14 protein-coding genes are annotated in these 14,124 nt (G+C 60.4%); 8 read left to right on the forward strand and 6 right to left on the reverse strand.

The annotated features are described in order from the left end of the window. Positions 1-9 precede the first annotated feature (9 nt). The 3 genes from ACYZUM_RS23145 to ACYZUM_RS23155 all read right to left on the reverse strand — a co-directional run bounded on the left by ACYZUM_RS23145 (position 10) and on the right by ACYZUM_RS23155 (position 3,081). The gene (locus tag ACYZUM_RS23145) at positions 10-768 is read right to left on the reverse strand and encodes an alpha/beta hydrolase family protein (RefSeq protein ID WP_047296890.1); all 759 of its coding nucleotides are present in this window, start codon (positions 766-768) and stop codon (positions 10-12) included. Continuing rightward, a complete protein-coding gene (locus ACYZUM_RS23150; protein WP_108183954.1) occupies positions 758-1,867 on the reverse strand; it encodes a DUF3182 family protein in 1,110 nt (369 codons plus the stop codon). The genes ACYZUM_RS23145 and ACYZUM_RS23150 overlap by 11 nt, the downstream gene beginning before the upstream one ends. Before the next feature lie 233 nt (positions 1,868-2,100). Further along, the gene (locus ACYZUM_RS23155) at positions 2,101-3,081 is read right to left on the reverse strand and encodes a GlxA family transcriptional regulator (protein ID WP_108184440.1); all 981 of its coding nucleotides are present in this window, start codon (positions 3,079-3,081) and stop codon (positions 2,101-2,103) included. Positions 3,082-3,180: 99 nt separating this feature from the next. Here ACYZUM_RS23155 and ACYZUM_RS23160 point away from each other — a divergent pair, with 99 nt between their 5' ends. From ACYZUM_RS23160 to ACYZUM_RS23190, 7 genes are all read left to right on the forward strand, one after another. Next, positions 3,181-3,729 (forward strand): cysteine hydrolase family protein, encoded by a 549-nt coding sequence (locus ACYZUM_RS23160; protein WP_108183955.1) that lies wholly within the window; start codon positions 3,181-3,183, stop codon positions 3,727-3,729. Positions 3,730-3,881: 152 nt separating this feature from the next. Then, the gene (locus tag ACYZUM_RS23165) at positions 3,882-4,550 is read left to right on the forward strand and encodes a YjfI family protein (RefSeq protein WP_041074461.1); all 669 of its coding nucleotides are present in this window, start codon (positions 3,882-3,884) and stop codon (positions 4,548-4,550) included. A 17-nt stretch (positions 4,551-4,567) separates the two neighbouring features. Beyond that, positions 4,568-5,266 (forward strand): PspA/IM30 family protein, encoded by a 699-nt coding sequence (locus ACYZUM_RS23170; RefSeq protein ID WP_041074459.1) that lies wholly within the window; start codon positions 4,568-4,570, stop codon positions 5,264-5,266. A 203-nt stretch (positions 5,267-5,469) separates the two neighbouring features. Continuing rightward, entirely contained in the window at positions 5,470-6,117 is a 648-nt protein-coding gene (locus ACYZUM_RS23175) for a DUF2491 family protein (RefSeq protein WP_041074457.1), read from the forward strand. Positions 6,118-6,131: 14 nt separating this feature from the next. Further along, the gene (locus ACYZUM_RS23180; RefSeq protein ID WP_041074455.1) at positions 6,132-6,557 is read left to right on the forward strand and encodes a DUF350 domain-containing protein; all 426 of its coding nucleotides are present in this window, start codon (positions 6,132-6,134) and stop codon (positions 6,555-6,557) included. A 17-nt stretch (positions 6,558-6,574) separates the two neighbouring features. After that, entirely contained in the window at positions 6,575-7,258 is a 684-nt protein-coding gene (locus tag ACYZUM_RS23185; protein ID WP_108183956.1) for a DUF1190 domain-containing protein, read from the forward strand. Positions 7,259-7,260: 2 nt separating this feature from the next. Continuing rightward, positions 7,261-8,418, forward strand: coding sequence for a glutathionylspermidine synthase family protein (locus tag ACYZUM_RS23190; RefSeq protein WP_108183957.1), 1,158 nt, complete (start codon positions 7,261-7,263; stop codon positions 8,416-8,418). 80 nt (positions 8,419-8,498) lie between these two features. Here the strand turns inward: ACYZUM_RS23190 and ACYZUM_RS23195 are convergent, their stop codons facing one another. Beyond that, on the reverse strand, positions 8,499-9,017 hold the full coding sequence (locus ACYZUM_RS23195; RefSeq protein WP_007966163.1) for a single-stranded DNA-binding protein: 519 nt from the start codon (positions 9,015-9,017) through the stop codon (positions 8,499-8,501). 9 nt (positions 9,018-9,026) lie between these two features. After that, a complete protein-coding gene (locus ACYZUM_RS23200) occupies positions 9,027-10,424 on the reverse strand; it encodes an MFS transporter (RefSeq protein WP_086794949.1) in 1,398 nt (465 codons plus the stop codon). 191 nt (positions 10,425-10,615) lie between these two features. Between ACYZUM_RS23200 and uvrA the strand changes: the two genes are divergently transcribed. Then, entirely contained in the window at positions 10,616-13,450 is a 2,835-nt protein-coding gene (gene uvrA, locus ACYZUM_RS23205) for an excinuclease ABC subunit UvrA (protein ID WP_003228713.1), read from the forward strand. Positions 13,451-13,515: 65 nt separating this feature from the next. Here uvrA and bfr read toward each other — a convergent pair whose 3' ends face one another. Next, positions 13,516-13,980 (reverse strand): bacterioferritin, encoded by a 465-nt coding sequence (gene bfr / locus ACYZUM_RS23210; protein WP_003228714.1) that lies wholly within the window; start codon positions 13,978-13,980, stop codon positions 13,516-13,518. Positions 13,981-14,124 lie beyond the last annotated feature (144 nt).

A 14,124-nucleotide genomic window follows, 5' to 3' on the forward strand; every position in this document is an offset into this window, starting at 1 on the left:
GGGATGTGTTCAAGTGGACTGAATAATGCTCAACCGCTCCCCGACCACCATCTCGGTAATCCAGTCCACCAGAATCGAGGTATAGGCCTGCTGCGAAACCGGGTCGCTCAGCGCATGGTCAGCACCGTCGATGATCCGGTGCGTCAGCGAATGCGTCTGCTGACACGCGGCGCGATAACTCATGATCGTGGCGTGGGGCACGTAGTCATCGGTTTCCGATTCCACCAACAACACATCCCCGGTGAACTGCGAACAGGCGTGCAAGGCGCGGTTACTGTCGGCACGCACCAGCGTCGCCCGATAGTCACGCAGATCAGCCTTGTCCAGATCACGCTTGGGCGTATGCCATTGCTCGTCGCGATACAGCGCCGGCACCCGCAACGCCAGCCAGCGCACCGGGCGCAGCGAGGTGAGAATCGACGCGAGATAGCCGCCATAACTGGTGCCGACTACCGCAATCGCCGAGGTGTCGAGCGCCGGATGCGCCAACAGGCGATCGTAGGCCGCGAGCAAGTCACGCAAGTTGTCTTCGCGCGTGACCCGGGTCAGCGGAATGCCGGTGCCACCGGTGTGTCCGCGCAGGTCGAAGGTCAGGCACACACAACCCAGCCCGGCGATGCCCTTGGCGCGTTCCAGATCACGCTCCTGGCTGCCACCCCAGCCGTGCACAAACAACACGCCGGGGACTTTCGATTTGGGACTGAGAAACGTCCCGCTCATCTGTTCGTCATCAATGTCGATCTGAATGCTTTCGCTTCTAGCCGTCATAGGATTTGACCGTTACGTATTTGAGGAGAAAGTCGCTGTTCTCGGCCGGGCCGCGATAGATTTCGATGGCGTCCGCCGGCAGGCTTTGATCACCGTAGGTTTCTACGGTCGACACACGGATCGCCCGCATCTGCGGAGCGTTGACGAAGCTCTGCAGCGCGGCCAGTTCAGCGCTGCTGGCACCGCCCATGCGCCAGGATTGTTCGAGCACACCGCTGCGCGGTTTGCCATCGCTGTCCAGGCCTTGAGCGATGTCGTAGTTGCGCCGCGAGGCATAGAAACCCGGGTAGGCTTCGTCTGCCGCCCGGTCAAACATTCGCGCCTGCTCGATGGCCATCCGCACGTCATCCGCTAAATCCAGCGCCAGCAACTGATCGTAACCGCCCTGCACCACCAGCAGATTCGAACCGCCGTAGACGTCCTCGCCATGGGCGTCCTGAGTCAAGTATTGATCACCGCAGTAGCTCAGCACCTTGCCGCCGATGAATGACTGACCGACGCTGTGGGTGACGACCTTGCTCAAGTCCTGCTCCAGCACCACGCCATCGCGGAACAACGCTGCTGCATCCACTCGAGCGAGGACCTCGTCGAACGCGTCGAGGCTGTTGATAACTTCCTGACCGCGACCGGCACAAGCGTGAATCGGCTTGAGGCGAATGGGGCCGCTGTACAGCAAGTGCTCGGCGGCGGGCCGCGCGTCTTCCAGGGCAAACACGGTCAAGCCATCGAGCACCACGTCGCGCACACGCTCACAGAACTGCGGCGCCCAGCCTTGCGGCGCGTGGGCCAGATGGCTGCGCAGGCCGTGACTGATGGCTTTGGTGCAGATGAAATCGTGTTCGACGAATCCGCCCCATAAATCATCCGCGCTTTTGATGCCCAAGGCCTGTGCCTGTCCGGCGCCGACAATGGTTTGCGTCGGCAGCCAGTACAGATCACGACCGCGGTGTTGTTCCGGGACGTAGCTGCCAGCAAATCTGAGCCCGAGAATCTGCGCCAGCCAACGGGCCAGCGCCTTGTTGGTCTGCACTTCATGGTGTGGCGCGCCAGCGCGCACCGAGTGCGCGACGACGATTTTTCTGCCTGGCGTCGGGGTCATGCGTCCCCCTTGCAGCGGATGGGTGAATGGAGTGATGAGCGGTGCAGAGATCAGGCCAATCGGGGGGCTGTGGAAAACTTCGGCAAATCAAATGCTTGCCGAAAACGTGATGGCATCAAGCCCGTTTCAATCTGCACGACCGGGCGCCAGGGCCCGGTAATTTGCACGATTTCAGCAGCCCCAGATTTCAATGTGGGTGGGGGCTTGCTCCCACAGGTCATGGCGTGTCTGGACTATCCCGAGACACCAAACCGCGCCCGATAATCACTTGGCGTCAGCCCGGTGATTTTCTTGAAGATCGCGCGAAACGCTCCCGGGTCCTGATAGCCCACCGTCCATGCAATGTGGTCGATGGTGCCATTGGTGAATTCGAGCAGTTCTCGCGCCTTGCCAACCCGCAGATGCTGGCAATATTCGGTGGGTTTCAACCCGGTCGCCGCACGGAAACGACGCAGAAACGTGCGCTCCTCCAGCCCCGCCCGCTCTGCCATCGAGGTCAGCGAAACATCAGTGGCGCCAGTGCTTTGCAGCCAATGCTGAACCTTGAGAATCGCCGCGTCGCCATGACTGAGGATCGGTGCAAAATTGCTCCCGCAGGCACTGGCGCTGTCGCTGTGTTCCATCACCAGAAAGCGCGCGGTGCCGCTGGCGATGCTCGGCCCGAGCAGCCGGTCGACCAGGCGCAAACCCAGCTCCGACCAAGCCATCAGCCCGGCAGTGGTGATCAAGTCGCCGTCATCGACAATCGGCGTATCCGCCTTGAGCCGGATGTTCGGATAACGCTCGGCAAACGCCTTGGCCGAGGTCCAGTGCGTGGTGGCGCTACGCCCGTCGAGCAGGCCGCTTTCGGCCAGCAGCATCGACCCCACACAGACACCGCCGAGGGTTGCACCACGGGCATGCTGATCACGCAGCCATTGCAACCATTGCGCTGAAACGCTGGCCGCAGAAAAACTGCCGAGGGACGGTGGAATCAGCACTGCCAGCAAATGACTGTCAGCGCCGGGATGACTGTCGTACACCCGCTGCGGCGTCTGCGCGGCGTCGGCTTTCCAGTGACTGACGCGCAGCACCGGTAACTGCGCCGCCTGACGCTCGGCAGCTATCCGGTTGGCGACCGCAAACAGATCGTTCAGCCCATGCACCGCCGCCAGTTGTACGCCGGGGTACATCAGTACGCCCAGTTCCACCGTGGCGGCCCTTTCTGCGCCCATGTCAGTTTTCCCCTGCTTATTGTCGGTCCGGCCAATCCTCGAAACGTCGGCCAGCGCCAATACTGAATCCACTTCCAGCCCATGCATCGAGGACACACCATGACCAGACAAGCGCTCATCGTAGTCGATATCCAGAACGACTACTTCCCCCAAGGCAAGTGGCCGCTGGTGGGGGCTGAAGCCGCCGCCGACAACGCCGCACGGCTGCTCGCCGCGTTCCGCGAAGCGGGCGATCCGGTGGTGCACATTCGCCACGAATTCACTTCGGCCGACGCACCGTTTTTCACCCCGGGCTCGGACGGCGCAAAACTGCATCCCAAAGTACTCAATCGTCCGGACGAACCGGTGGTGCTCAAGCACTTCGTCAATTCGTTCCGGGAGACCGAGCTGCAATCGATTCTCGATGAACAAGGCATCAGGGATCTGGTGATTGTCGGCAGCATGAGCCACATGTGCATCGACGGCATCAGCCGTGCGGCGGCCGACCTGGGCTACGGCGTCACGGTAATCCACGACGCCTGCGCCTGCCGTGACCTGGAGTTCAACGGGGTCACGGTGCCTGCCGCTCAGGTCCACGCGGCATTCATGTCGGCACTGGGTTTCGCTTACGCCAGCGTGGTCTCGGCCGAGGAGTTTCTGGGGCGCTGATCCATCACGACACACCCGGTAAAAACTTGCGCCCGCCACGTTGCGGGCGTTTTTTCGTCTGTCATGAAAATCTCACGCGTGAGCCATTGATGGCACTTTGAATTGGTTGTAGTGTGGCTCAGGCGTGAGATGTTCATAACGGAGTCATTGCCATGAAAAGCCGCTCCCCCACTGTTGCGTCAGAGAGCCCAAAGGGAGAGCGCTCGAAACCGTCCGCGAAAAAACCGTCGAGCTTCTACATGAAGCAGATGCGCGCGGGCCTGGCTGCCGCCGGTTATGTGAAACACGAAACTTGGGTGCTTCCGGAAAACCGAAGCTTGCTCAAGCAGATGGAGCAACAGCTACGCCAACCGATTCTGGCTGGCTCATTCATGTCGGAGAATTACATGAGCGCAGGCAACAACTGGAACATCGATAGCCTCTTCAACGCCCTCAAGGCACTGGACGAGGTGGCTTCGCACGAGATCACGCTGTCTCTGATCCAGAGCTCCGAACCCAGCATCAAGCTGGAAATGAACGAATTCGGCGGTCTGCCGATTCACATCGCCGTGGCCGGTCAGCAGATCATCGTCGACACCGTGCTGGTGGACATCGATTCGATCACTGACGTGCGCGCCTTCAACGATGCCGTGCTGCGCAGCCGGGAAATGTTCCCGCTGTCGTCGATCGGCATCGAGTCGATGCCCAACGGTCAGACCGTTTACAACATGTTTGGCGCTCTCAGCGCCGACTCGAGCCTGACCAACGTCGTCACCGAGGTGAAAACTCTGGTCGACAACGTGCAACGCGCGAGCGAAGCCTTCGAACACTTCTTCAAGTAATCAACAGGGAATATCCAATGACTCAGTCCATCTGGAGCAAGTTGTTCACCGCTCTGCGCGGCGGCGCCAATGAAGTCGGCGAAGCGATCGTCGACCAGCAGGCCCTGCGCATCCTCGATCAGGAAATCCGCGACGCCGACACCGCGCTGTCGAACGCCCGCCGCGAGCTGGTCACCATCATGGCCAAGCACAAGCTGGCCGCCGACCGCGTGAGCGAGTACGACGCGAAGATCAAGGACCTGGAAGCCAAGGCGGTTGCCGCGCTGAACGCCGGCCGCGAAGACCTGGCCATGGAAGTGGCCGAAGCGATTTCGACCCTGACCAACGACCTGACCGCCGAGAAAGCCCAGAGCGACGAGTTCGGCACCTACGCCGAAAACATGCGCAAGGACATCACCAAGGCCGAGTCGCGAATCAAGAGCCTGCGCCAGCAGGTGGACATGGCCAAGGCCCGTGAAAGCGTGCAGAAGGCGCAGGTCAGCGCGTCCATCGCCAGCGGCGGCGCCAACGGCAAACTGGAAACCGCCGTCGGCACCCTGAACCGTCTGCAGGCCAAGCAGCAGCAACGCGCTGCCGAGCTGAGCGCCGCCGACGAACTGGCCGACGCTTCGACCGGCAACGACCTGGAACGCAAACTGCGCGACGCCGGCATCACGCCGAACGAAGGCAGCGCCAATGCGATTCTTGAGCGTCTGAAACAGAAGTCCGCGCAGTAAAATCGCTCTCCTGTAGGAGCTGCCGCAGGCTGCGATCTTTTGATCTTCAATCCAGATCAAAAGATCGCAGCCTGCGGCAGCTCTTACAGGTTTTTTGCACCCAGAATATTTGCATTTTGCCTGCTCGTTCGCCGCCCGGCCCGGTACACTAGCGACGTTTTTTTTACCAACGAACACCTCCACCCGGCTCAAGGAATGTACCCATGGGATGGTTAAAAGATTTGCTGGGCACCAGCAACTGGCAGCCGGCTGCGCCCGCTCCGGTAGCCGGCGGCCCACTCGGAATGGCACAGGGCAAAGGCGTGCGATTCGATTCGACCCTGGCCTTACTGCTTGATGGCAGCACCTCGGTGCAGGTTCCGGCGGCAGAGGCAATCTGGAGCGCTGGCTGGATCGACCTTGGCCAATCCAACAAACTGCATCGCTACTACCTCAACAACGAGGATTTCTGGCTGCAGATCCACGTCACCGGTGACGACCAGATCGAGTCGGTCACCCTGTTCAACTATCTCAACTACGTGACCGTCAACAGTGACGCCGAGCTCCAGCGCCTGGCTGGTCCTGCAAGCCCGATCGGCCTGCCGACCTACACTCACGACGGCGTCCAGTACAGCCGCGAATGGGGCACCGAACTGGGCCAGACCGAACTGGTCCCGCTGACCGAACACGTGGTCAATCCGGACGAGAGTTACACCATCGAACACCACTCCATGCTTTATGCGCGCGAGACCGGTCTGACCGATCGCCGCGAATTGCTGCTGTTCTCCGTCGAACAAGACGAAGAAGGCACCGTCAGCCTGAGCACCTCGCTGGGTATTTCGCTGTACACGACTGATCTGAGCACCATTTAAAAAGGACGTTTTCCATGCTGGAAGTGCTGGCCGTTTCCCTGAACAAGACCGCGCTGGTCGGTTTCGTCGTCTACCTGATCGGCGCTGTGCTGCTGTTCATGCTGTTTCAGTTCGTCTACACGCGCATCACGCCCCACAAAGAATTTGAGCTGATCCGCTCCGGCAACATCGCTGCCGCGATCGCTTTGTCCGGCGCGATCATCGGTTTTGCGATTCCGGCCAGCAATGTCATCGCGTTTTCGGTCAACGTCCTCGATTTCGTGCTGTGGGCAGTGATTGCGGCGGTGGTGCAATTGCTCGCGTTCCTCGCCACCGGCCTGGTTCTCAAAGGCACCTCCAAGCGGATCGCCAACGGTGAAATCGCTTCGGGTATCTACGTGGCCGCAGTGGCTATCAGTGTCGGCATGCTCAATGCCGCGTGCATGACCCCGTCCAACTGATCGGCAGGAAGCCTTCGATGAAACGCAGCAAGTACGTTCAACTGTCCCTCGCCGCTTCGGTGGCGCTGGGGATTTCCGGCGAGGTTGCCGCGCAGGATCAGCAACGCTTCCAATCGGTCGAGGAGTGCGTCGGCGCCGAAGTGGCCGCCGATGTCTGCTCCAACGCCTACGTCGCGGCATTGACCGAGCACCGACGCATTGCCCCGGCCTACGCCGACAAGGCCACGTGCGACGCTGACTTCGCCGCCGACTGGTGCCAGAAGAACTCCGACGGCCGCTTCGTGCCCAAACTCGGCGGTTTCAAGGTACCGCAGAACGGCGAGTCCCCGCAGGACCTGAATGCGCTTGCCAACGCGCAGATGCCTGCCGGTGAAACAGCGGCTGCGCAGAACGCGCAAAGCACTTCCCACGCCTCTGGTGGCGGCAACGGTTGGCTCACGGGCTGGCTGATCGGCAATGCGATGAGCAACAACGCCAACCGCACGGTCTATCGCGATCGCGATACGCGCCAGACCTACAACACTTCGACGCAGTACCGCAGAATCGAATCGGCGCCGCGCAGTCAACCGGACTACGAGAGCAGCAAAAGCAAACCGGTGAACGTCGCCTCGTCGACCTCCCGTGGCGGCTTCGGCAGCCAGTCTTCCGCTCGCAGCGGTTGGGGTGGCTGGGGCAGCAGTTCCGGACGCTCGAGCAGCTGACCATGAAAAAGATCCACTGCGCCGAGCGCCCAGACTGGAAACAGACAGCCGAGAGCCTCGGCTTTCTGTTCCACACCATCGACGACGAGCCGTACTGGGACGAAAGCGCCTACTACCAGTTCACGCTCGCGCAGATCGAAAACGATCTGGAGGACCCGACCACCGAACTGCATGAGATGTGCATGGATCTGGTCGACCGCGTGGTGCACAGCGAAGAGCTGCTGGATCGCCTGAGCATCCCGGCGTCGTACTACGACATGATTCGTACTTCCTGGCTGGAAGGTCATCCGCATCTGTACGGACGCATGGACTTTTCCTACAGCGGCAATGGCCCTGCCAAACTGCTGGAGCTCAACTACGACACGCCGACCAGCCTCTATGAGGCGGCGGCGTTTCAGTGGGGTTGGCTGGAACAATGCATCGAGCGCGGAATGTTGCCGCGCCACGCCGACCAGTTCAACAGCATCGATACCAGGCTGCATCAGGCGTTTGCCGAGTTGCAACTCAAGCGTCCGTTCTACTTCGCCTCGATGAAAGACTCGGTCGAGGACAAAGGCACGACCGACTACCTGCGCCTGATCGCGGAAAAGGTCGGCATCGAATCCCGGCACATCGACATCGAAGACATCGGCCTGACCGCCGAGGGTCGCTTCGTTGACCTTGAGGATCGCTGGATCCCGCACCTGTTCAAACTGCACGCCTGGGAATTCATCTTCCACGAGCCGTTCGGTGCGGCGATTGCCAAGTGCGATACACAGTTTTTCGAACCGGCATGGAAATCCATTCTCTCCAACAAGGGCGCCCTGCCCCTGCTATGGGAGTTTCATAAAGGCCACCCGAATCTGCTCGCCGCGCACCTCGACCCGAATCCGGGCAGCGCGGTGCCCAAGGGCTGGGTACGCAAACCGTACTTCTCCCGGGAAGGCGCCAATATCGAACTGCACACGGCAGAAGGTCTGATCGTCAAAGAAGACGGGCCCTACACCGATGCGCCATTCATCCTGCAGGAATTTGCGCCATTGCCGAAGTTCGACGACAGCTACGCGCTGATCGGCTCTTGGGTGATTGGTGATCAGGCGGCTGGGATCGGCGTGCGGGAGGACAATAGTCTGATTACCAAGGATTCGAGCCGGTTTCTGCCGCACCTGATCCTCGACTGAGGCATGCATCCGCTCCCACAAAAAAGGCCCATCGTTTTGAACGACGGGCCTTTTTTATTCAGCGTGGATGCAGCATCCAATCAGAACGGGATGTCGTCATCGAAGCTGTCGAAATCCGGAGCCGGTTGCGGTGCGGCCTGCTGTGGAGCCGGGGCCGGACGCTGTTGCGGAGCCGATTGCTGCGGACGCGGAGCCTGTTGACGTGGCGCCTGCTGCTGGTAGTTGTTGCCACCGCCTTGTTGGTCGCCCTGTTGTGGACGGCCGCCGAGCAGTTGCATGGTGCCTTGCATGTCGACCACGATTTCAGTGGTGTAACGCTTGATACCGTCTTTTTCCCACTCGCGGGTCTGCAGCTTGCCTTCGATGTACACCTGCGAACCTTTACGCAGGTACTCGCCGGCGATTTCCGCAACCTTGCCGAACATCGAAACACGGTGCCATTCGGTCTTCTCGACCTTCTGACCGGTTTGCTTGTCGGTCCACTGTTCGCTGGTTGCCAGACTCAGGTTGGTCACGGCGTTACCGTTAGGCAGGTAGCGAACTTCGGGATCCTGGCCGCAAGTGCCGACCAATATGACTTTGTTAACCCCACGGGCCATAACGTTCTCCTAGGCTTCGCAAGCAGCCTCGGCCGGGTTGTTCACCAGGCGTTCGAGGGTGTCGCGATCCACTAATTCTTTGTCCAGTTTGATGTAAACAGCTGCTTCATCAGCAACTATCACTGCATCTGTTACCCCTACGAGGGCCTTGAGGCGCTCGACCAGACCCGCTTCGCGGATCGCCTCGGGCGATAACGGCAAGCGCAGGCTCGTCACATAGGGTGGTTCGCGCATGGTAACAGCAAAGGCCAGCCAGATGGCAGCCAGCCCGGCACATCCGAGGAAGACAACCGACAGACCGCCATGCTGAAACAGCCAGCCGCCGAGTATCCCGCCGAGTGCCGAACCGAGGAATTGGCTGGTGGAATACACGCCCATCGCCGTGCCCTTCCCGCCTGCCGGTGAAACCTTGCTGATCAGCGACGGCAACGAAGCCTCCAGCAGATTGAACGCGGTGAAGAATACCACCGTGCCGATCACCAGCGCCCGCAAGCTGTCACCGAACTGCCAGAAGAATAGCTCAGTGAGCATCAGCGTCAGGACGGCGCCAAGCAAAATTCGTTTCATTTTGCGTTTCTTCTCGCCGTAGATGATGAACGGAATCATGGCGAAGAAAGAGATCAGCAGCGCGGTGAGATAGACCCACCAGTGCTGCTCCTTGGGCAACCCGGCTTTTTCCACCAGTGCCAGCGGCAAGGCAACGAAGCTGGACATCAACATGGCATGTAACACAAAGATGCCGAGGTCCAGGCGCAACAGATCCGGATGCTTGAGTGTCGGCATCAAGGCCTGACGCGCCACGCCGGATTCACGATGGCTCAGCGGCCCGGTGGATTTCGGCACCATGAACATAATGATCAGGATGCCGACCAGCGCCATGCCGCCGGTGGCGAGAAACAGTCCGGACAGGCCGAAGGCCCGGGTCAACAACGGCCCGACCACCATCGCCACGGCGAACGACAGACCGATGGTCATGCCAATCATGGCCATGGCTTTGGTGCGGTGTTGTTCACGGGTCAGGTCGGAAAGCAACGCCATCACCGCCGCAGAAATCGCCCCGGCGCCCTGCAGGATGCGTCCGGCAATCACGCCCCAGATCGAATCGGCCTGAGCCGCCAGCACACTGCCGAGGGCGAAGACCACCAGCCCGAGGAAAATCACCGGACGCCGGCCGATGCGGTCGGAAATGATCCCGAACGGAATCTGGAAAATCGCCTGGGTCAGGCCGTAAGCGCCAATCGCCAGCCCGATCAGGGCCGGGGTCGCTCCCGCCAGGTCCATGCCGTAGGTCGCCAGGACCGGCAACACCATGAACATGCCAAGCATACGGAAGGCGAACACCAGGGCCAGACCGCTCGCTGCGCGGGTCTCGCTGCCACTCATGCGTTCGCTGTGGGGATCGTGCATGGAAAAACCTCGTGTGAACCGGCGGCGATTCTACCAGTCCCATCGAAAGACGGGGTATATCGCGACGCTATGACGCGTATAGATGAAACTCTCTTCATGCAAGGCAAAAAACCCTTCGTTTGATAGTGTGCATCCATCCAGTATTTGCCCGTATACTCCTACGTTTTCGACGCCCGCCGAGCGAGGCCACTTTGGACAAGATCCTGATACGTGGGGCCCGTACCCACAACCTGAAGAACATCGACCTGACCCTGCCACGGGACAAACTGATCGTCATCACCGGCCTGTCCGGATCCGGCAAGTCGTCCCTGGCCTTCGACACGCTGTACGCCGAAGGTCAGCGCCGCTATGTCGAATCCCTGTCGGCCTACGCCCGACAGTTCCTGTCGATGATGGAAAAACCCGACGTCGACACCATTGAAGGTTTGTCGCCGGCCATCTCCATCGAGCAGAAGTCGACCTCGCACAACCCGCGCTCCACGGTCGGCACCATCACCGAAATCTACGACTACCTGCGTTTGCTGTATGCACGCGTCGGTACGCCACGCTGCCCGGATCATGACATTCCGCTGGAAGCGCAGACCGTCAGCCAGATGGTTGACCTGGTGCTGGCGCAGCCGGAAGGCAGCAAGCTGATGTTGCTGGCGCCGGTTATTCGCGAACGCAAGGGCGAGCACCTGTCGGTTTTCGAAGAGCTGCGCGCCCAAGGCTTCGTTCGGGCGCGGGTCAATGGCCGCATCTGCGAGCTCGACGAGCTGCCGAAACTGGACAAACAGAAGAAGCACTCGATCGATGTCATCGTCGACCGTTTCAAGGTCCGTGCCGACCTGCAGCAGCGCCTGGCCGAATCGTTCGAAACCGCTCTAAAGCTGGCGGACGGCATTGCCTTGGTAGCGCCGATGGACGATGAACCGGGTGAAGAGATGATCTTCTCCGCGCGTTTTGCCTGCCCGATCTGCGGCCACGCGATCAGCGAACTGGAACCGAAGCTGTTCTCCTTCAACAACCCCGCCGGCGCCTGCCCGACCTGCGATGGTCTGGGCGTGAAGCAGTTCTTCGACATCAAGCGCCTGGTCAATGGTGAACTGACCCTGGCCGAGGGCGCGATTCGCGGCTGGGACCGGCGCAACGTCTACTACTTCCAGATGCTCGGCTCACTGGCCTCGCACTACAAGTTCAGCCTGGAGAAGCCATTCAACGAACTGACCGCCGAACAGCAGAAGCACATCCTGCACGGCAGCGGCTCACAGAATGTCGACTTCAAGTACCTCAACGACCGCGGCGACATCGTCAAACGTTCGCACCCGTTCGAAGGCATCGTGCCGAACCTTGAGCGTCGCTACCGCGAAACCGAATCGGCCAGCGTCCGCGAAGAGCTGGCCAAGTTTCTCAGCACCCAGGCTTGCCCGGATTGCCGAGGTACCCGTCTGCGTCGTGAAGCGCGGCACGTTTGGGTCGGCGAGAAAACCCTGCCGGCGGTGACCAACCTGCCGATCGGCGATGCCTGCGAGTACTTCGGCGAGCTGAAAATGACCGGGCGGCGTGGCGAGATCGCCGACAAGATCCTCAAGGAAATCCGCGAACGTCTGCAGTTTCTGGTCAACGTCGGCCTGGACTATCTGTCTCTCGACCGCAGCGCTGACACTTTGTCCGGCGGCGAGGCACAGCGGATTCGTCTGGCCAGCCAGATCGGCGCCGGGCTGGTCGGGGTGCTGTACATCCTCGACGAACCGTCCATTGGCCTGCACCAGCGCGATAACGACCGCTTGCTCGGCACCCTCAAGCACCTGCGCGATATCGGCAACACGGTGATTGTGGTCGAGCACGATGAAGACGCGATTCGCCTGGCCGACTATGTAGTGGATATCGGCCCGGGTGCCGGCGTGCATGGCGGGCAGATCGTGGCGGAAGGAACGCCCGCCGAAGTCATGGCGCACCCGGACTCGCTGACCGGTAAATACCTGTCGGGCCGGGTGAAGATCGAAGTGCCGGCCAAACGCACGCCGCGCAACAAGAAGCTGACGCTGTCGCTCAAAGGCGCGCGCGGCAACAACCTGCGCAATGTCGATCTGGAAATCCCGATCGGCCTGCTGACCTGCGTGACCGGCGTTTCCGGTTCCGGCAAATCCACGCTGATCAACAACACGCTGTTCCCGTTGAGCGCTACTGCGCTCAACGGTGCCACCACGCTGGAAGCGGCCGCGCATGACAGCATCAAGGGCCTGGAGCATCTCGACAAGGTCGTCGATATTGACCAGAGCCCGATCGGCCGCACGCCGCGCTCCAACCCGGCGACCTACACCGGGCTGTTCACCCCCATCCGCGAACTGTTTGCCGGTGTGCCCGAATCGCGCTCCCGTGGTTACGGCCCTGGGCGTTTCTCGTTCAACGTCAAGGGCGGGCGCTGCGAGGCCTGTCAGGGCGATGGTCTGATCAAGGTCGAAATGCACTTTCTGCCGGATATCTACGTGCCGTGCGATGTGTGCAAGAGCAAGCGCTACAACCGCGAAACCCTTGAGATCAAATACAAGGGCAAGAGCATCCACGAAACCCTCGAGATGACTATCGAGGAGGCACGGGAGTTCTTCGACGCGGTGCCTGCGCTGGCGCGCAAGCTGCAGACGTTGATGGATGTGGGCCTGTCGTACATCAAGCTCGGGCAGTCTGCGACCACGCTGTCCGGTGGTGAAGCGCAGCGGGTCAAGCTGTCTCGCGAGCTGTCCAAGCGTGACACCGGCAAGACCCTGTATATCCTCGACGAGCCGACCACCGGCCTGCATTTCGCGGATATCCAGCAATTGCTCGATGTGTTGCATCGCCTGCGCGACCACGGCAACACGGTGGTGGTGATCGAACACAACCTGGACGTGATCAAGACCGCCGACTGGCTGGTGGACCTGGGGCCGGAAGGCGGCTCCAAGGGTGGGCAGATCATCGCCACCGGCACGCCGGAGGAAGTGGCCGAGATGAAGCAATCTCACACCGGTCACTACCTCAAGCCATTGTTGATTCGCGATCGGGCCTGATCTGAGGGCATGAAAAAGCCCCTGTCACTTGTACAGTGACAGGGGCTTTATTTGTGTCTGCGCAATCAGGTGTGCGATTGCAGGTAATTCTCGAGACCGATGAGTTTGATCAGGCCCAACTGCTTTTCCAGCCAGTAGGTGTGATCTTCTTCGGTGTCGTTGAGCTGAACACGCAGGATCTCGCGACTGACGTAATCCTTGTGCTGCTCGCACAACTCAATGCCTTTGCATAGAGCGGCGCGAACTTTGTACTCGAGACGCAGATCGGCTTCGAGCATCTCCGGCACGGTGGTACCGACGTCGAGATCGTCCGGACGCATGCGCGGCGTGCCTTCGAGCATCAGGATCCGGCGCATCAGTGCGTCGGCGTGACCGGCTTCTTCTTCCATCTCATGGTTGATTCGTTCGTAGAGCTTGGTGAAACCCCAGTCCTCATACATCCGCGAGTGCACAAAATATTGGTCACGCGCGGCCAGTTCGCCGGTCAGCAACGTGTTGAGGTAATCGATAACGTCTGGGTGGCCTTGCATCGCCCTACATCTCCCTGCTTGAAAGTCTGTAGTTTGAACCAAGCTGACCGGAAGGTCACCCGTTTCGCGCAATAAAAGCGAAGAAGTTCTGAGAAAAGTTGGCTAAATAACGCAAAAACCGCCCTCAATGAGGGCGGTTCTGCT

Source organism: Pseudomonas sp. m6p (assembly GCF_055760375.1).